The following is a 20,668-nucleotide window of genomic DNA, read 5'->3' as shown; positions in this document are numbered from 1 at the left end:
GGGCCTGGCCGCCCCGGGACGTGTCGGATGCGCAGGCGCTCCGAACGTCCTCGCGCTCGGCCCGGGGCCCCTCAGGCGCCGAAGAGTTGGGTCCCGTACGTGCCTGCGAGGCCGCCGCCCAGGTCGCTGTGCGAGGTGCCGGCCGGCGCTGCGAGGCTGTGCCGATGTTCCGGCAGCCGGATCCTGCTTCTTTTATTGACGGCGGAAAAGAACAGGCTTAGGTTCCCGAGCATGTTCCCGACGCCCCGGGCCGAGAGGTTTCCGGCCAACACGCCTGCCGCCTCGCAGGTCTTCACCACCGTGCTGGCGCAGGGGCCCCTCACCCGCCTGGAGGTGGCCCGGCGAGCCGGGCTGTCCCCGGCTGCCGTGACCAAGGCGGTCCGTCCTCTGATCGAGGCCGGCTACCTGGCGGAGGACGCCGACGCGCAGGCACCTCCCGCCCTGGGACGGCCCGCGAACCTCGTGCGGGTCGACGGCGGACGGGCGCTCTTCGTCGGGATCAAGGTGACCGGCGACGAGATCATCGGCGTGCTCACCGACCTGTGCTGCCGGATCCGAGCCACCCGCCGCACCTCGCTGACGAGCCGTGACCTCACGGCGGTGCTGGCGGCCGTCGCGGCCGCCGTCCAGGAACTCCGCATCGAGGCGGACGGCTCCGGGGCGGCGGTTCTCGGCGTCGGCATCGCCGTCTCCGGCGACGTCGACCGGGGCGAAGGGACCGTCCGGTATTCGCCGTTCCTCGAGTGGCACGACGTCCCGCTCGCCGAACTCGCCGCCACCACCAACGGGTTGCCGGTCACCGTCGACAACGACGTGCGGGCGCTGACCGTCGCCGAGCAGTGGTTCGGCGCCGGAGCGGGCCTGTCCGACTTCGCCGTGGTGACGGTCGGCGCGGGCATCGGCTGCGGTCTCGTCGTGCACGGCCGGGTGGTCGCCGGCGCACACGGCGTGGCCGGTGAGATCGGCCACGTCACCGTCGACCCGACCGGCCCGCCCTGCCACTGCGGCAACCGGGGCTGTGTGGAGGCGATCGCGGGGGACGCCGCGATCCTCCGGCGGATCCGTGAGGCCACCGGCACCGAGGTCGCCGACGCCGCCGAGGCCGTACGGCTCGCCCACAACGGGGTCGCCGCGGCACGGGAGGCGTACGCGCGTGCGGGTGAGGCCATCGGCCGCGGCATCGCCACCGTCGCCAACCTGCTCGGCCCCGAACGCGTGATCATCTCCGGCGAGGGTTTGGCCGCCTACGACCTGTTCGCCGAACAGATCCGCGACGCCTTCACCGCGGCCGCCTTCGGCTCCGCCGCCCGATGCGACGTCCAGATCCGCCCGCTGACCTTCGAGGAGTGGGCACGCGGGGCCGCCGCCACCGCCATCCAGTCCTTCATCCGAGCCGACACCTATACCTAGTCATCCCTCCCCCTATGCCCAGTCATCCCCCACTGGCAGTTCCCCCCTGCTGAGCCGACCTCCAGGAGATACGACCCATGCGGTCATCCTCGTACGCCGTCCTGCCCGCCCGTGCCCTGAGAGCCGCGGTGGTCCTGACCCTCGCCGCCGGTGCCGTCACCGTCGCCCCTGCGGCCCAGGCCGGGACCCCTGCGGCCCAGGCCGGGGCCCCCGTGCCCGCCCCGGCAGCCAAGCCCTATATGGGCTGGACGAGTTGGAGCATGCAGTCGTCCAAGTACCCCGGTCTCAATCCGGACGGCGACTACAGCTACCTGACCGAGGCGAACGTCCTCAAGCAGACCGACGCCCTGGCCGCCAAGCTGAAGAAGTACGGCTACGACCACGTCAACATCGACGCCGGCTGGTGGCGCGACAAAAGCTGGAAGCCCGGGTTCGACCAGTACGCACGGCAGAAGGCCGACCCGGACCGCTTCCCCAGCGGCATGAAGGCCGTCGCCGACCGCATCCACGCCAAGGGCCTCAAGGCTGGGACCTATCTTCCCGCCGGCCTGGAGAAGGAGGCCTACGGCGACGGGAAGCACCCGATCTGGAACGCCGAGGGCTGCACCACGGCCGACATCGTCTACGGCGACCTGCGCACCACCAACGGCTGGGACAGCGCGTACAAGCTCGACTTCTCCCGCCCCTGCACCCAGAAGTACATAGACTCCCAGGCGCAGTTGATAGCCGACTGGGGATACGACTTCCTCAAGCTCGACGGCGTCGGCCCCGGCTCCGGGAAGAGCGGCGACCAGTACGACAACGTCGCCGACGTGGCCGCCTGGCACCAGGCCATCGCCGCCACCGGCCGCCCGATCCACCTCGAACTGTCGTGGTCGCTCGACATCGGGCGCGCCGCCGACTGGAAGAAGTACTCCAACGGCTGGCGCATCGACACCGACGTCGAGTGCTACTGCAACACCCTCGTCAGCTGGGAGAACTCCGTCGACGACCGCTGGGACGACACCCCCGGCTGGACCCGGCACGCGGGCCCCGGAGGCTGGAACGACCTCGACGCCCTGGACGTCGGCAACGGCGAGATGGACGGCCTCACCAAGGCCGAACGGCAGAGCTACGCCACCCTGTGGGCCATCGCCAAGTCCCCGCTCTACACCGGCGACGACCTCACCCGCCTCGACTCCTACGGCCTGTCCCTGCTGACCAACCGCGAGGTCATCGCCGTCGACCAGGGCGCCGCCCCGCCCGCGCGCCCGGTGACCGCCTCCGACCCCCAGCAGGTGTGGGCCGCGAAGAACCCGGACGGCACCTACACCGTCGCCCTGTTCAACCTCGCCGACGCGCCCGCCGCCGTCACAGCCGACTGGTCCACCCTCGGCTTCACCGGCAAGGCGGCCGTCCGCGACCTGTGGAACCACGAGAACCTCGGCACGTACAAGAACAAGATCACCCAGGCCCTGCCCGCCCACGGCTCCCGCCTGTTCACCGTCACCCCGCAGGGCAGCCCGCTCACCGCGACCGCCTACGAGGCCGAGGCCCCGGCGAACACCCTCAGCGGCAACGCCTCCGTCGCGGACTGCTCCGCCTGCTCCGGCGACAGGAAGACCGGCAACCTGTACGCCGGCGGCAAGCTCCGCTTCAACGACGTCGTCGTCGGCAGGGCGGGAACCTACTGGGTCAAGGTCGCCTACGTCAGCGGTGACGCCCGCTCGGTCGAGGTCTCCGCCAACACCGGTGGACCCACCCGCCACACGTTCCCCTCCACCGGCGACTGGGGAACCGTGGCGACGGTCAGCGTGCCCGTGACGCTGAAGGCGGGCAGCAACACGATCACCTTCGACAGCGGCACGGGCTACGCCCCGGACATCGACCGTATCGACGTCCCCCAGTCGTCCTGACCGACCTTCCGGGAGCCCGCCATGGACACGCACCCCACCCCCCGGCTGCCCAGACGCAGCCTGCTCGCCCTCGCCGCGACGACCGGGGCCCTCGCCGCCCTGCCCACGTTCACCGCGACCGCCGCACCCCAACGCCCCGCCGACTCGGCCGCGTTCCCGAGCGACCCCCGCCACCAGCTGTGGTGGCAGGCGCCCGCCGACGACGGATCGATGATCGAGCAGGGCCTGCCCGTCGGCAACGGCCGCCTCGGCGCCCTCGCCGGCAACGACCCCGGCCGCGGGGCCCTGCTGATCACCGACGCCACGATGTGGACCGGCGGTCTCAACGACTCCCTCGACGCCGACGGCCAGTTCCCCTACGGCCGTGACAACTTCGGCTCGTTCACCCTCCTCGCCCGGCTCACCGTCGACATCCCCGACCACGACCTGTCCGCCGTCTCCGGCTACCGGCGCACCCTCGACCTCGACCGGGGCGTGGTGACGACGTCGTACGTCCGCGCCGGAGTGACGTACCGGCGGGAGGTCTTCGCCAGCCGCCCGGACGACGTGATCGTGCTGCACTTCACCCAGAGCGGCGGCGGCCGCTACACCGGCACGGTCACGCTGGCGGGGACGCACGGCGAGGAGGCCGGGACCTCGTTCGGCGCCACCTTCCCGGGCGGACTGCGCTACGGTGCCGCGGTCACCGCACACGGCAGCGGTGGCCGTGTCACCGTCGACGGCCCGCGCATCGCCTTCTTGGGCTGCAAGGAGCTCACCGTGGTGGTGAGCGGCGGCACCAACTACGCGCCCGACGCCGCCGCCCACTACCGCGACCCGTCCCTGGACCCGGAGCGCCTGGCCCGCGCCAAGGTCCGCGACGCCACCGCCCACCCGGCCGACACGCTCCTGCGCACCCATGTCGCCGACTACCGCCGTCTCTACGGCCGGCTGGACCTCTCCCTCGGCACCTCCTCCGCCGAGCAGCGCTCCCTCGACACCTGGGAGCGGCTCCTGGCGCGGGCCCGGGACGATCAGCCCGATCCCGAACTGGAGGCTGCCTACCTGCAGTTCGGCCGGTACCTGATGATCTCGGGCTCCCGGGGCAGTCTGCCGCTCAACCTGCAGGGCCTGTGGCTCGACGGCAACGACCCGGACTGGATGGGCGACTACCACACCGACATCAACATCCAGATGAACTACTGGATGGCCGACCGTGCGGGTCTGTCCGACTGCTTCGACGCGTTCACCGACTACTGCCTCGCCCAACTCCCGTCCTGGACCGACCTCACCCGCGAGCACTTCAACGACCCGCGCAACCGCTACCGCAACTCCAGCGGCAAGAACGCCGGCTGGACGGTCGCCATCTCCACCAACCCGCACGGCGGCAACGGCTGGTGGTGGCATCCGGCGGGCAACGCCTGGCTGTGCAACTCGCTGTGGGAGCACTACGAGTTCACCCGGTCGTCGTCCCATCTGGAGAGGATCTACCCGCTGCTGAAGGGGGCGTGCGAGTTCTGGGAGGCGAGGCTGCTCACCACGACCCTGCCGGGCACGTCGCGGGAGGTCCTGATCGCCGACAGCGACTGGTCGCCGGAACACGGCCCGCTCGATGCGAAGGGCATCACCTACGCCCAGGAACTGGTGTGGACCCTCTTCGGCAACTACTGCACCGCGGCGGCCGAGTTGAAGAAGGACGCCGGTTACGCGGACACCGTCGCCGCGCTGCGCAGGAAGCTCCACCTGCCGCAGGTGAGCCCGAAGACGGGCTGGCTGCAGGAGTGGATGTCCCCCGACAACCTCGGTGAGACCACCCACCGGCACCTGTCCCCGCTCGTCGGTCTGTTCCCCGGCGACCGCATCCGCCCCGACGGCTCCACCCCGGACGAGACCGTGCGGGGCGCGACCGCGCTGCTCACCGCCCGGGGCATGGAGAGTTTCGGCTGGGCGAACGCCTGGCGCAGCCTGTGCTGGGCCCGCCTCAAAGACGCGGAGAAGGCCTACCGGCTCGTCGTCAACAACCTCCGTCCCTCGACCGGCGGCAGCAACGGCACCGCCTTCAACCTCTTCGACATCTACGCGGTGGAACAGGGCCGGGGCATCTTCCAGATCGACGCCAACTTCGGCACCCCGACGGCGATGCTGGAGATGCTGGTCTACTCCCGCGCCGGCCAGGTGGAGCTCCTGCCCGCCCTGCCGGACGCGTGGGCGGCGTCAGGTTCCCTCACCGGAGTGGGCGCCCGGGGCGGGTTCGTCGTCGACCTGCGCTGGCGGGACTCCAGGCCGACCTGGGTACGGATCCGCAGCGTGGGGGGCCGGACGACGACGGTGGCGTACGCGGGTAAGGTCCACACCGTGCGTCTGAAGCCAGGAGAGTCCGTCACGTTGAAGGACCTCGCAGGATGACGGCCCGGCTCGTCGCGGCCGTGGGCCGGGTGGCCGGGGTGCTGCTGCTGGCCTGCGCCTGCCAGTCCACGGCCACCCCGGCCAGGGCGATCGACGTCCCGGAGGGTGTGATCACCTGGGGCGCGAGCGCCGACCGTCTGGGTGAGGCGCAAGCAGACCGCGGCTACCGGCTCGTCGTGCACACCAGCGTCGGGGGCCAGGACCTGCGGGTCCGGCTGTCCAACGCCTTCGGGGACCGTCCGGTGACCTTCGACAGTGTCTACGCGGGGCTCCAGAAGGAGGGCGCGGAGCTGGTGCGGGGCAGCAACCGGCGACTGACCTTCGACGGGGCACGCTCGGTGACCGTCCCCGCGGGGGAGACCGTGCTCAGCGATCGGCTGTCCGGTCGGCTGCCCGCCGCGACCAACCTGGTCGTCAGCCTGCACACACCCGACGCGGCCGGCCCGGCGACCGGCCACTCGATGGCCATGCAGACGTCCTACGCCGGCTCGGGCGACCACACCGCCGAGGAGAGCCCCGCCTCCTGGACTCAAACCATCGGCTCCTGGTTCTACCTCGACGCGGTCTCCGTACGGGCGAGTGCCCGCACCGCGGCCGTGGTGGCCCTCGGAGACTCCATCACGGACGGCTGGCAGTCGACCAGTGACCTGAACCGGCGCTGGCCCGACTACCTCGCCCGCCGCCTCCAACGGGCGGACACCGAGGTGAAGGGCGTCGCCGACGAGGGGATCTCCGGCAACAAGGTCCTCGCGGACGGCGCCGGGCCGAGCGCCCTGAACCGGCTGGATCGGGACGTGCTCTCCCAGCCCGGCGTGCGCACCGTGTTCCTCTTCGAGGGCGTCAACGACATCAAGGCCCACACCGGCGTCACCGCCGACGACCTGATCGACGGCTACCAGGAGATCGTCGAGCGGGCCCACTCGGCCGGCAAGTGCGTCGTCGGGGCCACGGTCGCTCCCTTCAAGGGCTGGTCCGAATGGGACCCGGCAGGGGAGGCCGTACGCCGGGAGGTCAACACGTTCATCAGGACCAGCGGCGAGTTCGACGCCGTCACCGACTTCGACCGCATCCTCCGCAGCCCCTACGACCCCGAACGCATCCTGCCCGTCTTCGACGGCGGCGACCATATCCACCCCAACGACAAGGGCATGCAGGCGATGGCTGACGCGGTCGACCTGGACAGCCTCGACTGCGCCCCGGAGTCGTAGACCCTGTCGGGGCGCGTGGCAGGCGCCGCGGCGGGGCACACATGGCCCGCCGCGGCACTGGCCCGGGATCTCAGAACGGCCTCCGCCCGGACCCGCTCCCCGGCGCTCACCCCCGCAAGGCCCGAGCCCAGTCGTCCGGCACCCGCCCCGCGGGGCCCGGCGTGGGCTGGTCCGCCGGATGGCTGGCCGGCGGCACCAGCTCCGGCCCCGACTCGTACAGCTCGTCGGTCGCGTAGTTCCAGTACCAGCCCTCGCCGGGCTCGAAGCTCTGCACCAGGGGATGCCCGGTGGCCTGGTAGTGGCCGGTCGCGTGCTGGGAGGGGGAGGAGTCGCAGCAACCGATGTGCCCGCACTGCGCGCAGCGCCGCAGATGGAACCACCAGCCGCCGGCCGCATCGCACTCCACGCAGCCGGCGCCGCTCGGCGGGGTGGTGGCGTCGAGGCCGTCGATTCCGTTGTCGCTGGTCATACGGTCTCCTCGGACGGTGTGTCGGTGTCGGGCTCCGCGGCGGTGAGCGGAAGCAGGACCTGGAAGCGGGTGTCGCCCGGTTCGGACTCGACCTGGAGGGAGCCGTGGTGCTTGTTGACGACGATCCGCCAGGAGATGTCCAGGCCCAGCCCGGTGCCCTCACCGACCGGCTTGGTGGTGAAGAACGGGTCGAAGATACGGCCGCGGATCTCCTGGGGGACACCGGGTCCGGTGTCCCGGAACTCCACCAGCATCCGGTCGTGGTCGAGCGCGGTCCGCACGGTCAACGTGCCTTCCCCGCCGGTGCTGTCGATGGCGTGGACCGCGTTGTCGATGAGGTTGGTCCACACCTGGTTGAGCTCCGCCGGGTACGCCGGCACCCTCGGGACCGTGAGGTCGTACTCCTTGACGACCTTGATCCGCGGGCCGATCTTGCCCGACAGCATCACCAGCGTGCTGTCGAGGAGTTCGTGCACGTCGGCGACCTGGTAGGGGGCCCGGTCGAGCTGCGAGTACTGCTTGGCGGCGTCGACGAGGTGCGAGATGCGGGTGGTGGAGTCCGCGATCTCGTCCATCAACAGCTCCGTCTCGACCGTGTAGTTGAGCCAGCCGACCGCGCTCGGCAGGATCTCCTCGTCCACGGCTGCCGCGACCTGGTCCAGCCAGTCGACGTCGAGCCCCGCCTGCACGAACGTGGGCGCGATCCGCCAGCCCTCGGCGATGTCGTGGTCGTCGAGCCAGTCGGTGAGCTCGTCCTCGCGGTCCGAGGCCTCCAACGGGCTCAGCGTGGGTGCTTTGGCGACGCGTTCGGCGGTGCGGTCCTGGATGTCGATCAGGTTCGCCAGGACCTCCGGCGAGAAGGAGCCGGCGGAGATCACCCGCAGCTTCTGCCGCATCTTGCCGACGCGTTCCCGCAGGGTCGAGGTCGCCCGGACGGCCGCCGCCGCGGGGTTGTTGAGTTCGTGCGTGAGCCCCGCCGACAACGACCCCAGCGCCAGCAGGCGTTCGCGCTGCCCGACGGCCCGCTGGGTGTTCTTCGACCCGAAGAACAGCCCCTCCAGAAGATGCACCGCCATCGGAAACCACTCCTGCATGAAGCTCGCGAACGCGTCCGCGGGCAGCACGAAGAAGCGCGAGGGTGCCGTGACACGTATCGAGTTGACGTACACCTGGGGCACCCGGTCACCCAGATACGCCTGCATGGCGCCCGAGTAGACCCCGGGCTGGGAGGTCCGGGTGACCTCCACGTCGTCGCCGCCGACCCGGCGGGAGAGCACGACCGCGCCCTCGAGCATCACGTAGAAGCAGGTGGCGGGTTCGCCTTCGGTGAAGACGGGGCCGGGTTCGAACTTCTCCACCCGGCCCGCGCCGCACAGCTGCCCCAACTGCTCGGGGGTGAGCTTCTCGAACAGGAACAGCGCCCCGATCTCCCGCGGGCTGCACGGCATCAGCCGCCCGCTCATGACTGCTCCAGATAGCGGTGGACGAGCATCACGGCCATGGCTCCCTCTCCGACGGCGGACGCGACCCGCTTCGCGGACTCGGCGCGCGCGTCGCCCGCGACGAACACGCCCGGAATATTGGTTTCCAGGTGGTAGGGCGGCCGGTCCAGCTCCCAGCCGGTCGGCGGCCGCCCGTCGGGGGTCAGGTCGGGTCCGGCCAGGATGAACCCGTGGTCGTCGCGCAGCACGGCACCGTCCAGCCAGTCGGTGCGCGGGGCGGCGCCGATGAACACGAACATCCACTGCGCGTCGACGAGTTCGGTGCGTCCGCTCTCCACGTCGCGCAGCGTCAGCTGCTCCAGGTGCTCGGAGCCGTGCGCGGCCTCGACGACCGTGCCGCACCGAACCGAGATGTTGGGCGCCTCCTCGATCTGCTGGATCAGGTAGTACGACATCGAGGCCGACAACGACTCCCCGCGTACCAGCAGGGTCACCGACTTGGCGCCCCGGGCCAGGTACATCGCCGCCTGTCCCGCCGAGTTGGCGCCGCCCACGATGTACACGTCGTGACCCTGGCAGGACTCCGCCTCGGTCAGCGCCGAGCCGTAGAACACCCCGCAGCCGGTCAGGTCGAAGGCGCCCGGAGCGTTCAGCTGCCGGTACGACACTCCGGTCGCCAGGATCACGCTGTGCGCGGCGATGGCCGAGCCGTCCGAGAACCGTACGACCCGCGCGGAGCCGTTGATCTCCAGCCCCGTCACCTCGCGTGCGGTGAGGATCTCGGCGCCGAACTTCGCCGCCTGGCGTCGCGCCCGGTCGGTGAGCTGAGCGCCCGACACGCCGTCGGGGAAGCCGAGGTAGTTCTCGATACGGGAGCTCTGTCCGGCCTGACCGCCGGTCGCCGACCGCTCCACGAGCACCGTCCGCAGCCCTTCCGAGGCCCCGTACACGGCGGAGCCCAGCCCGGCCGGACCGCCGCCGATGACGACGAGGTCGTAGAAGTCCGCCGCCGGAGTCGTGGCCAGACCCACTCGCGCGGCCAGCTCGGACGTATCCGGCTCGACCAGCGCGGTGCCGTCCGGGGTGATCACCAGCGGCAGTCGCTGCGCGTCCTGCCCGGCCGCGGCCAGCAGCCGCCGCCCCTCGGGCTCGTCGGCCGAGTACCAGCGGTAGGGCACCTGGTTGCGGGCCAGGAACTCCCGCACCTCCGACGAGCGTGCCGACCAGCGATGGCCTACCACCTTGGTGGCGGGCACCGGGCGGAAGTCGCTGCCCCGCCACGCCTCCAGGAGGTCGTCGAGGACCGGGTACAGCTTCTCCTCGGGGGGGTCCCACGGCTTGAGGAGGTAGTGGTCGAGGTCGACGACGTTGATCGCGTCGATCGCCGCGTTCGTGTCCGCGTACGCCGTCAGCAGCACCCGCCGCGCACCCGGATACACGTCCAGGGCCTGTTCCAGGAACTCGATGCCGTTCATCTGCGGCATCCGGTAGTCCGCCAGGATCACCGCCACCAGGTCGCCGCGCAGCTTCAGCTCGCGCAGCGCCTGGAGCGCGGACTCGCCGGACTCCGCACGCACGATCCGGTACGACTCGCCGTAACGGCGTCGCAGGTCGCGGGCGACGGCCCGGGAGACTCCCGGGTCGTCGTCCACGGTCATGATTACACCTACGGTAGACCTCTCAGGTGCCATAGAACGACCGTACGTGACGGGGAGGGGCCATGGCGACGGCAACGGCGATCCGGGCAGCACGTGAGTACCTGCGGGTCAGCAAGGGCAAGGGCAAGGCGGCGCGATCGATCACCGACCAGCACCGCGACAACCTCACGGCCGAGGAGGAGCACGGGCCGTGGACGTGGGGCGAGGCGTACAAGGACACGGGCAGCGCCTCCAAGTTCGCGACCAAGATCCGCGACGACTTCGAGAAGCTGCTGTCCGACCTGGAGACCGGCGCGTTCGGACGGCCGGGCGACGTGCTGGTGGTGCTGTCCGAGCCAGGCCATGAACCATTCGCGCGCGCCGGGCCGCAGATGCAGCACCAGGGGCGTCACGGAGGTGGCCCCGGAGGCGGCTATCGCCCTGACGGTGGCCCGCAGCTGCGCGGGCCGGTCGCTCAGGAACGGGATCACCGGCGCTATCAGTACCCCGAACCCGATGCCGTGCTCGCCCAGGGTCCGCACGACGTCCAGGCGCCGCTCCGCGACGACCGTGCCCGGGGAGGGGTGCGAACCGACGAGATGGGGAGCGGTGAAGGCCACTCATACAAAGGCGGAGATGATGACTGCAAGGTGGTTGCCCCGCACCCGCATGAGCCTCAGAAGCCCCCACACCGGTAATCCGAAGCCGCCCACCACCTGACGGCCGAACCCCCAGCATCACTGCAGAAAACCAGCTAACCGACTCTCCACGAAACCCGGGGCTTGACAGAGCGCGCCGGTGGCCCGCAGCAGGTTGTAGGTCATGGCCCACAGGGTGAGCCAGGCGGCGTTGGCGTGAAAGTGTCCTGATGGCAGGTGGGCGAGGGCGGGGTTGTCGGTGAAGAACGGGTGGTAGCGCCAGACGGGGAACAGTTCGCCCTGCTCACCTATGACAGCGGGTTTAGCGAGGTCACGGACCCGGCGGACGATCAGCCGGGCGGTGACCTGCTCGCTCTTCTTGCGGCTCGTGAAGGCGGTGTAGGCGGGTATCTCGGCGACTTCGGCGTCCGAGATGAGTTCACCGGTTTCGGGGTCTGGCACCGCGGTCGGGTAGGTGATCTGCTGCCATGCTTCGGCGGGAATGGCGAGGACGGCCCGTTTGATGGACGGGTTCATGCCGGTGGTGATCGAGAAGTGGGCTCCGGCCCGGCGGCAGGCGGCGATCACGCCGGCGTTGTAGAACTGCGAATCGCCCGCAGGATGCGGGTGCCGGTGCAGCCGGCCTCCCGGGCGGTGGCCAGGGCTTCGCTGACGTTCCTGTCCGTCAGGCAATTTCCGCCCGAGGAGATCCGGGCGGCGATGGCGGAGATGAACCGCTACATCGCCGCGCACATCTCCCACCGCCGCGCGCACCCCGGCGACGACCTGGTCAGCGCGAGACCAGGTTGCGCACGCGGGTGTGCTCGGGCGGGTCCGGGTTGATGCGCGGGTCCTGGAACATCCGACCAACCTGGCGGACCGTCATGAGCCGGACGCCCGGCGACTACGCCGAAGCCCTGGTCCAGAGTGCGGTCCCCGCTGCTGTCGATGAGCGGCGCCGTCTCACTTCCCGCCCCGTGGACGCTCGCTGTCCGCGCTCTGTGTGATCGCTGGGTCTTGACAGTGCCCTGTGATCGTTCATACTCCCGTCGTGACCAGGTGGTCGACATTCCGATAGAAGTTCGGGATATCGAACCACGACCGGTTGAAAGGCGCGCGCACGACCCGCAGCCGCCTGCTGCCGTCGGACGGTGGCAGGGGACAAGCCCTCACGACGACCCGTACCCGCTCCGCGAAGAAGGGCCTCTCCACGTGACGCGTCAAAAGATGGCCAGACGTAACTTCCTCACAACGGTCGGCGCCACCGGCTTGGGCGGCTCGGTTCTCGCTCTCACCACGAGCGCCGGCCCCGCCCAGGCCGTCCCCGGCTCTGCCCCGGCACCGGCGGCGGACGTCACGGCGACCCTGCCGTATCCCACGCACAAGCGGCCGTTCGCCATGCCCGGTGTCAAGGAACAGGACTGGACCGGCGCGCTGTTTGTCGGAGAGGGCGAGTCCCGGTTCGCGCTGCGCGTCGGCCTGCTCACCGCTCAGGGCAGACTCATCCGCGAGAAGATGACCAACTACCTGTGGCGCATTGGCCCCATGGCGCCGGACGGCGCGTACAAACAGGTCCGCGTCAGCACCGACGACCGTACGGTGATGCCCGCCCATCTCGAAGCGCTGCGCGAGGTGATCGCGCATCCGCAGCAGTGGTCGCAGAGCGCGGTCGCCGATGCTACGGTCAAACTGCCGCAGCTGGAACAGAAGTACGCGCAGACGCAGCAGCAGAAGCGCACCATACAGGTGCGTTACGCGCGCACCGCCGACGGCGGCGGCCTCGTCGGCGCCGTCACCGCGCTCGACGACGACACGACCGTCGTACTCGAACTCGGCACCCCTTGGGGCGAGTCGGCGGCCTTCGCGCTGGACGGCCGGAGTGTGATCGGCAGCGCGCCCGGACTGCTCGATGCGGAACTGAGCGGGCACATCCGGCTCTCTCCCGGCGAACCCGCCGACAGTGCCGGCTGCTATGCCTCGGTCGCCGACATGACGGCTGCCGTGACCGGCGGCACCGGAGCCGCTGGCAACGTTGTCGCCGGTCTTGTCCACCGGCTGGCCAGGGGACAGACGATCACGTTCACCGCCCGGGTCGGTGCGCGTCCGCAAAAGGACGATCCGGCGGAGGCGCACGAGGTGGAACGGGCGCTCGCCGCCGCCGAGGCGCGCGTCCGCGACAGCAACCTCACGGGCTCCGGATCGGTCGGACGGGCGGCGGACGCCGTCCGTGACGCGCTGTCCCTCAACACCAGTTACGACAAAGACCACTTGTGCAACTACGTCCTGTGGGGATGGGGCGGGGGAGGCGGACTGTTCACCGGATGGGACTCGGCCTTTGACTGTGTCGACGCGGCGCTCGTCAGCCGCGAGCTTGCCGTCCAGCACGAGACGGACGTCTTCGACGCCCCGGCCCCGCCCAATCAGGTCGCGTTACGAGGGCCGCGCTACGACCAGCAGAACTCCGGTCCGATGCACGCGTACGCCGTGTGGCGGCTGTACACCAAGCTCGGCGACCGCACAGTGCTGGAGAAGGCGTACCCCGCGCTCGTGACCTTCCACGACCTCCTGCCGGAGTGGGACACGGACAAGGACGGCCTGCTGGAGAGCCCCTACTTCGGGGACCGGATCGGCGGCCGGGGCAACCACCTGGGCCTGGACGACAGCCCCGTCTACGCCGCCTACCACCGCGTGGCCAAGCAGGGCGGCAGCGGCGATCGCCGGGACAACACCGACCTCACCGACGTGGCGCTCAACTCCTACTACGCGCTGCTGGCCGAGACCCTGGCGAAGATGGCCCGGGTGCTGGACCGCCCCCAGGACGCAGCACGCTTCGCCGCCCAGCACGCGACGATCAAGCGGCTGCTCAACACCCGGCTGTGGCACCCGCAGAAGGGCCTCTACCTGAGCCGCTACCTCGACGGAACATGGAACGAGGTCGTCACACCGACCGTCTTCTACCCGCTTTTCGCCGGCCTCGCCACCCGGGACCGCGCGCGGATCCTGGTCGAGGAACACCTGCTCGATCCCGAGGAGTTCTGGGGGGATCACGTCATCCCGAGCGTCGCCCGCAACGACCCCGCCTACTGCACCGGCGGACCGGTGCACCCCGGCTCCGAGCACTTCAGGTACTTCGACCGGTACGGCGAGAACTCCGCCCCGGAGCAGTGGCTGGGCGCCGTATGGCCGCCGATGAACTTCACCGTGTACGACGGCGTCAAGCGGTACGGATTCGACGAAGCGGCAGGGCAGTTCGCCGCCCGCAGCACCGCGATGTACCTCGATGCCTGGGACAAGGAGGGCTGGTTCCCCGAGTCGTTCGACCCCGATCCCGGCCAGTCCGTCATGGGCTCCGCCGTCGACACCGCCTGGCGCACCTACTCCTGGTCGAACGCGATGGCCGTGCAGGGCCTGCACGAGCTCATCTCCGACAACCCCTGGGGTGGCGACCCCTCGGCGATCATGTTCGGCAGCCTCGCACTGCCGGGCACCAACACCCTTGCCAACGTCCACCTGCGCGGGCACACCTACGCAGTTTCCGCCGGGCCGGACAGGACCACGCTGGTCCGCGACGGGCACACCGTCTTCCGGGCGAGTGGGGCCCGGGTCGCGGTCCGCAATTTCGTACTCGGCGCCGCGGACGCTTCGTTCGACGTCAACGCCGACGGACCGGCGCGCGTCGAGGTATCCGTACCGGGCGGCCGGACGAGGGCGCGCAAGGTGCCCGCCGGCCGCAGCCGCGTCGAGCTGTGACGCGAGCGACCGAGTACTTCACGACCACGTCGAGTCCGTCGCTCACGCCGGGTCCGCCGACCTCGGTGCGTTTGCCGTGAACAAGGAGAGCCGCATGTTCCACGCCTCAAGAACTCCAAGAATTCCCAAAACCTCAAGAGCCTCAAGCCGGAGGCCTCAAGAGCGCTGGTCGCGCACCCGCGCCGTGCGGGCCGTGTGCGCTCTGGTGGTGTCCTGCATGGCTGTCGTCGCTCCGTCCGCCGCGCATGCCCAGTCCACCACACCCACCACCCAGCGGATCACCGTGGACAGCGCCGGCACCGGGCGCACCTTCGACGGCGTCGGCGCCATCAGCGGAGGCGGCGGCACGTCGAGGCTGCTCGTCGACTACCCCGAGCCGCAGCGCAGCCAAATCCTCGACTACCTCTTCAAGCCGGGTTACGGCGCCTCGCTGCAGATCCTGAAGGTGGAGATCGGCGCGGACACCAACTCCAGCAACGGAGCCGAACCCAGCCACATGCGCACCGCCACCAAGGTCGACTGCGACCGCGGCTACGAGTGGTGGCTCATGGAACAGGCCCACAAGCGCAATCCGCAGATCCGCTTCTACGGCCTCGAATGGGGCGTGCCCGGCTGGTTCGACGGCGGCTTCTGGTCGGACGACAACGTTGGCTATCTGACGCGGTGGCTGGGCTGCGCCAAGCAGCACGGGCTGAGCGTCGACTACCTCGGCGGCTGGAACGAGAAGGGCTGGGACGCCGCCTGGTACGGAAAGCTCAAGAAGGGCCTCGTCCAGAGCGGCTACGGCAAGGTCAAGGTAGTGGCCGCCGATAATGCCGGGTGGCAGGTGGCCACGGACATGAAGAACGACCCCGCCTTCGACGCGGCCACGGACGTCGTCGGCATCCACTATCCGTGCTCCGCCGTCCACTGCTCCAGCTCGCAGGACGCCCTCGACCTGGACAAGCCGCTCTTCGCCAGCGAGTCGGGCTGGAACAACTACCTCACGGGTGCCCCCCGGCTCGCCGCGGAGATGAATCACGAGTACGTCGACTCTCGCATCACTGCCTTCATCAACTGGCCCGCGGCGTACGCCTGGTACCCGACCGTGCAGATGCAGGGGAGCGGTCTGCTGCGGGCCAACGAACCCTGGAACGGTCACTACGAACTGGGCCCGACGCTGTGGACGATCGCTCAGACCGCCCAGTTCACCCATCCCGGATGGCGCTATGTCGACTCCGCGAGCGGCTATCTCGACGGCGGCGGCACCTACGTGACCCTGCGCTCCCCGGGAGGCAAGCCGGCCTACACGACGGTCTTCGAGACCACCGGCGCCACGGCGCCGCAGAGCGTCAGCGTCACGCCCGCTGGGAAGCTTCCGCGCGGCGCGCTGCGCCGCTGGTCGACCACGCTGGGGTCAACCGACTCCGCCGACTGGTTCGTCCGCGGCGCCGACGTGGGTTCGGACGCGACGGGCGCTCACCGTGTCACCCTCGAACCGGGCACTGTCACCACGCTGACCACCATGCCCGGCGGTAAGAGCCGGGCAGTCTCCAGGGCACCGGCCACGCGGACGATGGCCCTGCCCTACCGCGACAGCTTCGACGCCTACCGGACGGGCACCACACCTCGTTATCTCTCCGACATGGAAGGTGCCTTCGAGGCGGCATCCTGCGCCTCCGGGGCCCAGGCGGCCGGCGGCACCCGAGGCACCGGCAAGTGTCTCCAGCAGGTCATCACGGTCCAGCCCAACAAGTGGTCCAGGGTGCCGAGTCCGCTCACTCTGGTTGGTGACAGTCAGTGGAGCGACTACACGGTGTCCGCCAAGACCCGCATCGATCAGACGGGTACGGCGTCCCTGCTCGGCCGGGTCGTGAACCAGCTCAATCTCGTCGGCACCGGCAAGGTCAATGTGTGGGAGGGCTACTACCTCAAGCTGTCGGACACCGGCGCCTGGTCCCTGGAGGTCATCCAACCCGACAAGACGGCCCGGGTCCTGGCGCATGGCACCCTGCCCGGCGCCGGTGCGGACACCTGGCACCGGCTCTCGCTCGGCTTCTCGGGCGACACGATCACCGCGCGCATCGACAGGACCACGCTCGCCCAGGTCACGGACAGTACGTACGACCATGGACAGGTGGGGCTGGCCCTCGACTCGTACACCACGTCCCAGTTCGACGACCTGACGGTCACTGCGAACCGCGGCGGCACTGGCACAGCCGCGCGGTAGTTCTCGCGCCCGGGGGCCGCCGATCCGTTGCGGACCGGCGGCCCCCGGCCCTGCCAAGGCGGCCGGCCCCGCGGTCCGGGAGTGTCTAATCAACGGCGGATCTGTTGATCATGGAGACGCCAAGTGAGTGAGATGACGATCGAGCAAGAACCTGCAGTTGAGTCGGTCGGTGCTGCCAGTCGGACGAGCAGTTGATCGCGATGCTGGTCGATGGGGCCCGCGGTGAGGGCCTGCAACTGACCGGTGAGGGTGGGCTGTTGCAGCAGCTGACCAAGCGGGTGCTGGAGTCCGCCCTGGAGGGCGAGATCACCGATCACGTCGGCTATGAGAAGCACGATCCGGCCGGGAAGAACAACGGCAACAGCCGCAACGGCACCCGCGCCAAGACGGTGCTGACCGACGTCGGCCCGGTCGAGGTCAGGGTGCCCCGGGACGTGGCCGGGACCTTCGAGCCGCAGATCGTCAAGAAGCGGCAGCGCCGGCTGACCGGGGTGGACGAGATGGTGCTGTCACTGTCCGCGAAAGGACTCACGCACGGCGAGATCTCCGCACATCTGGCGGAGGTGTATGGGGCCGAGGTGTCCAAGCAGACTATCTCCACGATCACCGACCAGGTGATGGAGGGCATGGCCGAATGGCAGAACCGGCCGCTGGACCGCGCTTGAATTCCATCGATGGTTGCGAACGCCCCGGAAGGAGATCGTTCGCATGCCTCGATACGCAAGGCCGTCCGCGCCCGCGGACACTTCCCCAACGAGGCCGCCGCCCTCAAGTGCATCTACATGGCGCTGATGAGCCTCGACCCGACCGGCAAGGGCCGCAAGAGGTGGACCATGCGCTGGAAGGCACCCCTGAACGCCTTCCGGATCGCCTTCGAAGGCCGGCTCACCCCGGCCAACAACTGAACCTCAACAACCAAGATCAGCCGTTAAGTTGACACACCCGACCATGTAGGACACGGTCTTAATATTTCGGAATCCAAGGCCGACCGCGGTGGGGGTGCTCAGCTCGTCCGGATGATGAATCGCTGGTCGGCTGCGCCGGTGCATTGTTCCTCGATTGCTTCGGCTCCTTCGGTGGTGTCGTTATCGGCTATGCCGATGCACTGGCTGCTGTTGGCCGGGCGGATCCGGGAACCTTTGGTGCTGTCACCGGCGGTGGGTTCCAGGCGGAACAGGGTGGCTTGGGTGCAGTCGTTGCGGGGCTCGAGCATGCCCTTGACCGGACCGGTGCTCATGATCGTCAGGCATCCCTTCCCTTCTTGGGGGTGGTGCCACTGGATGTGGTACAGGTTTTCGCCGGCGGGTTCGAGGTATGTGCGTGGCACGGTGGCTTGGGCGCAGGGGAGTTGGACGGCGATGGCGTTGGCGTAGGCGCCGTCGCGGTCGCGTCCGTCGGTCAGGCAGAGGTCGGGCGTACGGGCGGGGTGGATAGTGACCCAGCCGTCGGCGGGAGCGCTGGAAGCGGCGGCCGGAGCAGTCGGTGCGCCCGGATAATTGGAGCCGTGGGGGAGTAACCCCCAGGCCGCTATGGCGATCAGCGGCAGCGTGAGTGCGGTCGCGAACGCGAGGGTGCGGCGCTTGGGCCGGCGTTGCCGCGGGGCCGTGGGTTCTTGGGTCTCCGGTTGAGCCGCAACCTCACCTCCGGCCCCCGATGCTGTGAGGGCCGCGGCTTGTGCGGCGATCCGGTCCCTGGCGTCCAGCCAGGTACCGACTTCCCTCTCGCCACCGCACGCGCGGATGAACGTGGCCAGTACGTCGGGCCGCGGCAGGCTCGTTCGCCTCATGACGTCGGCCAATGTACTGCGCGCCAGTACCTCGCCGTTTCGGGCAGCCTCCTCCTCCAATTCGCGATACGTCAAGCCCGAACGTTCCTTGAGCTGCTTCATCGACTCGACAAAACCGGCAGCGTCTTGGGCTGCGTACGGCGACAACTCCCCCAAGTTCCCCATGAACAGCATCCTGCTTCGGCCTGGCGCAACCGGCAACCGCGGTTTCCGCCATGCCCCGCTATCCGGGACTCGATCCCGACAAGGCCCCCGACCACCCCGCCCCGGAGCAGGGGCTGTCGGGGATCGACCTGGAGCGGGTGGAGTTGAAGGCAGCGTAAGAAGGCCGGCCGGGCGTGCGGCGACCGGCCCGCAGCCGAAAGGCGCGGCCGAGCGCTGCGCGACAGACGCGGCCCCTCGGTGTGGGCACGACGATAGACGGCCTGGTCACCGCCCGGGCATGGGACCTCCCGGCTGCCGCTGGTCCTCATCGGCGGAGCAATTCAGCACCTCGGCATGGCGGGTGCCGACCTCCTCTGCTGATCGTCACGGGCGGTGCTGATACGCCCCGGCGTCCGGTTGCGTGGCGGGGACCGGGGCGCCCGCGAGATCCGTGGTGTAGCCGACCCCGACGCCCCGCTCGATGGCGGGACTGCCCCGGAGCAGGCGGAGGTCGGTGGCGGAGACGAACAGCGGGTCGGCCACGACGGAGTTCGGGCCGGGTTCAAATTGGGTCTGGACGCCGTTGTATACGCCGTGGTCCTCGTCGGCGCCCGTGCCGTCCTCGTAGCCAGTCTTACCGCCCACCTGGACGACGTTGTTGCGCAGCATGAGGATGTCCGGAGAGCAGCCCGCGTAGCAGACCCATCCCTGGGTCTCGTCTCCCGGGAGGTTCACGGAGTTGTTCACCACCACGGTGTGCCTGACCGGTCCGGTTCCGACGTCGGCACCGCGCGTGACGAGGAATCCGGCGACGTCGTGCTCGGAGGTGACGACGTTGTAGGCGAAGACGTTGTTGTCGGCCGTCTCGCCGGCATCATGGCCGAGTTCGGTGAACGTCGTGTTGTTACGGGTGGTGTTGTACTCCACGCGGTTCCGGTCGCCACCGTAGACCTCGACGGCCGCGCCGTCGAAACCGTAGTCGTAGCTGATGGCGTGCGAGCCGGTGATGCTGTTGCCGGTGACGGTGTTGTCGTCGCCGTTGAGTAGGACTCCGAAAGCGCCCGAGTCGTCGTCGCCGCCCGGGGTGTTCACGCTCATCTTGTTGTTGTCGGTGAGTTCGCTGTCCCGAAGGGTGTTGTGGTCCGCGCCCGGGCCGATGACAACCCCGGCGACATTGTGGTCGGCGGTGACCGAGTCCAGCGTGTTGTGAGTGCCCCGGACCTCAAAGCCCGCCCAGTAGCAGTCGGTGGCGCGTAAGCCGCTGATGCGCCAGTAGGAACCGTGCACGGTGACGCAGACGCCCGCCCCGTCGATGGTCGGCGGGGCCGCCTCGGTATCGCCATATTCGGTCAGCGTGACTGGAGCCTCCGCTGTCCCGCTACTGGTCAGGCTCAGGGCGCCGGTCCAGCTCTCGCCGCGCCGGAACGCGATCGCATCGCCGGGGGCAAGCGTCACTGCGTTGATCCTGCTCAGGGTTGCCCAGGGTGCCGTGGAACTCGTTCCGCTGTTTCTGTCGTCACCGGCCCGGGCGTCGACGTAGTACGTGGTCCCGGCTATGGATTCAGCCTCGGTTCCAGCCGAGCTCGCGGCGGCCGTACTGGGAACAGCGACAAGGACGGCCGTGACCAGTGAGAATCTCTTGAACCACATACGCATCATCTTCCCCCCCACTTCTGGTGGGGAGGGAGCTTTTCT

Annotated in this window: 13 protein-coding genes and 3 pseudogenes; 9 read left to right on the top strand and 7 right to left on the bottom strand. The window is 69.6% G+C overall.

All coding sequences use genetic code 11. From position 1 onward, the window contains the following. Positions 1 to 231 precede the first annotated feature (231 nt). From M2271_RS36760 to M2271_RS36745, 4 genes are all read left to right on the top strand, one after another. Entirely contained in the window at positions 232 to 1,410 is a 1,179-nt protein-coding gene (locus M2271_RS36760) for an ROK family transcriptional regulator (protein ID WP_280891804.1), read from the top strand. Between the two features lie 77 nt (positions 1,411 to 1,487). Further along, complete coding sequence (locus tag M2271_RS36755; RefSeq protein ID WP_280891803.1) at positions 1,488 to 3,305, top strand: carbohydrate-binding protein; 1,818 nt, start codon at positions 1,488 to 1,490, stop codon at positions 3,303 to 3,305. A gap of 21 nt (positions 3,306 to 3,326) precedes the next feature. After that, positions 3,327 to 5,690, top strand: a complete 2,364-nt coding sequence (locus M2271_RS36750) for a glycoside hydrolase N-terminal domain-containing protein (RefSeq protein WP_280891802.1) — start codon at positions 3,327 to 3,329, stop codon at positions 5,688 to 5,690. Further along, positions 5,687 to 6,898: an SGNH/GDSL hydrolase family protein gene (locus M2271_RS36745; protein ID WP_280891801.1), complete on the top strand. Its 1,212-nt coding sequence runs from the start codon at positions 5,687 to 5,689 to the stop codon at positions 6,896 to 6,898. The genes M2271_RS36750 and M2271_RS36745 overlap by 4 nt, the downstream gene beginning before the upstream one ends. 106 nt (positions 6,899 to 7,004) lie before the next feature. Here M2271_RS36745 and M2271_RS36740 read toward each other — a convergent pair whose 3' ends face one another. Genes M2271_RS36740 through M2271_RS36730 form a run of 3 tightly spaced genes read right to left on the bottom strand, consistent with a single transcriptional unit; the run spans position 7,005 to position 10,500 of the window. Then, positions 7,005 to 7,367 (bottom strand): UBP-type zinc finger domain-containing protein, encoded by a 363-nt coding sequence (locus M2271_RS36740; protein WP_280891800.1) that lies wholly within the window; start codon positions 7,365 to 7,367, stop codon positions 7,005 to 7,007. Continuing rightward, a complete protein-coding gene (locus M2271_RS36735; RefSeq protein ID WP_280891799.1) occupies positions 7,364 to 8,830 on the bottom strand; it encodes an ATP-binding protein in 1,467 nt (488 codons plus the stop codon). Before M2271_RS36735 ends, M2271_RS36740 begins: the two co-directional genes overlap by 4 nt. Continuing rightward, positions 8,827 to 10,500, bottom strand: coding sequence for an FAD-dependent oxidoreductase (locus M2271_RS36730; RefSeq protein WP_280891798.1), 1,674 nt, complete (start codon positions 10,498 to 10,500; stop codon positions 8,827 to 8,829). Before M2271_RS36730 ends, M2271_RS36735 begins: the two co-directional genes overlap by 4 nt. A gap of 29 nt (positions 10,501 to 10,529) precedes the next feature. On the opposite strand from M2271_RS36730, the pseudogene M2271_RS42660 reads away from it, so the two are divergent. Then, positions 10,530 to 10,733 (top strand): annotated as a pseudogene (locus M2271_RS42660) (hypothetical protein); the annotation flags it as partial. A gap of 66 nt (positions 10,734 to 10,799) precedes the next feature. Here the strand turns inward: M2271_RS42660 and M2271_RS36725 are convergent. Together M2271_RS36725 and M2271_RS36720 are read right to left on the bottom strand one after the other, a co-directional pair. Beyond that, positions 10,800 to 11,006: pseudogene (locus M2271_RS36725) on the bottom strand (radical SAM protein); the annotation flags it as partial. Between the two features lie 177 nt (positions 11,007 to 11,183). Continuing rightward, complete coding sequence (locus M2271_RS36720) at positions 11,184 to 11,672, bottom strand: hypothetical protein (RefSeq protein ID WP_280891797.1); 489 nt, start codon at positions 11,670 to 11,672, stop codon at positions 11,184 to 11,186. A 39-nt stretch (positions 11,673 to 11,711) separates the two neighbouring features. Between M2271_RS36720 and M2271_RS36715 the strand changes: the two genes are divergently transcribed. The 4 genes and pseudogenes from M2271_RS36715 to M2271_RS36700 all read left to right on the top strand — a co-directional run bounded on the left by M2271_RS36715 (position 11,712) and on the right by M2271_RS36700 (position 17,948). Further along, complete coding sequence (locus M2271_RS36715) at positions 11,712 to 11,927, top strand: hypothetical protein (protein ID WP_280891796.1); 216 nt, start codon at positions 11,712 to 11,714, stop codon at positions 11,925 to 11,927. Between the two features lie 384 nt (positions 11,928 to 12,311). Further along, positions 12,312 to 14,834, top strand: a complete 2,523-nt coding sequence (locus M2271_RS36710; RefSeq protein ID WP_280891795.1) for a trehalase family glycosidase — start codon at positions 12,312 to 12,314, stop codon at positions 14,832 to 14,834. A gap of 217 nt (positions 14,835 to 15,051) precedes the next feature. Further along, positions 15,052 to 17,043 carry a galactosylceramidase gene (locus M2271_RS36705; protein ID WP_280891794.1) on the top strand — a complete coding sequence of 664 codons (1,992 nt, stop codon included), beginning with the start codon at positions 15,052 to 15,054 and terminating at the stop codon, positions 17,041 to 17,043. Between the two features lie 200 nt (positions 17,044 to 17,243). Further along, positions 17,244 to 17,948: pseudogene (locus tag M2271_RS36700) on the top strand (transposase). A 98-nt stretch (positions 17,949 to 18,046) separates the two neighbouring features. Here M2271_RS36700 and M2271_RS36695 read toward each other — a convergent pair. Together M2271_RS36695 and M2271_RS36690 are read right to left on the bottom strand one after the other, a co-directional pair. Next, positions 18,047 to 18,931, bottom strand: coding sequence for an XRE family transcriptional regulator (locus M2271_RS36695; protein ID WP_280891793.1), 885 nt, complete (start codon positions 18,929 to 18,931; stop codon positions 18,047 to 18,049). Between the two features lie 426 nt (positions 18,932 to 19,357). After that, a complete protein-coding gene (locus M2271_RS36690; RefSeq protein WP_280891792.1) occupies positions 19,358 to 20,428 on the bottom strand; it encodes a choice-of-anchor Q domain-containing protein in 1,071 nt (356 codons plus the stop codon). Positions 20,429 to 20,668 lie beyond the last annotated feature (240 nt).

It is taken from the genome of Streptomyces sp. LBL (assembly GCF_029893585.1).
Classification (GTDB): domain Bacteria; phylum Actinomycetota; class Actinomycetes; order Streptomycetales; family Streptomycetaceae; genus Streptomyces.
This window is presented reverse-complemented; position numbering and strand designations above follow the sequence as displayed.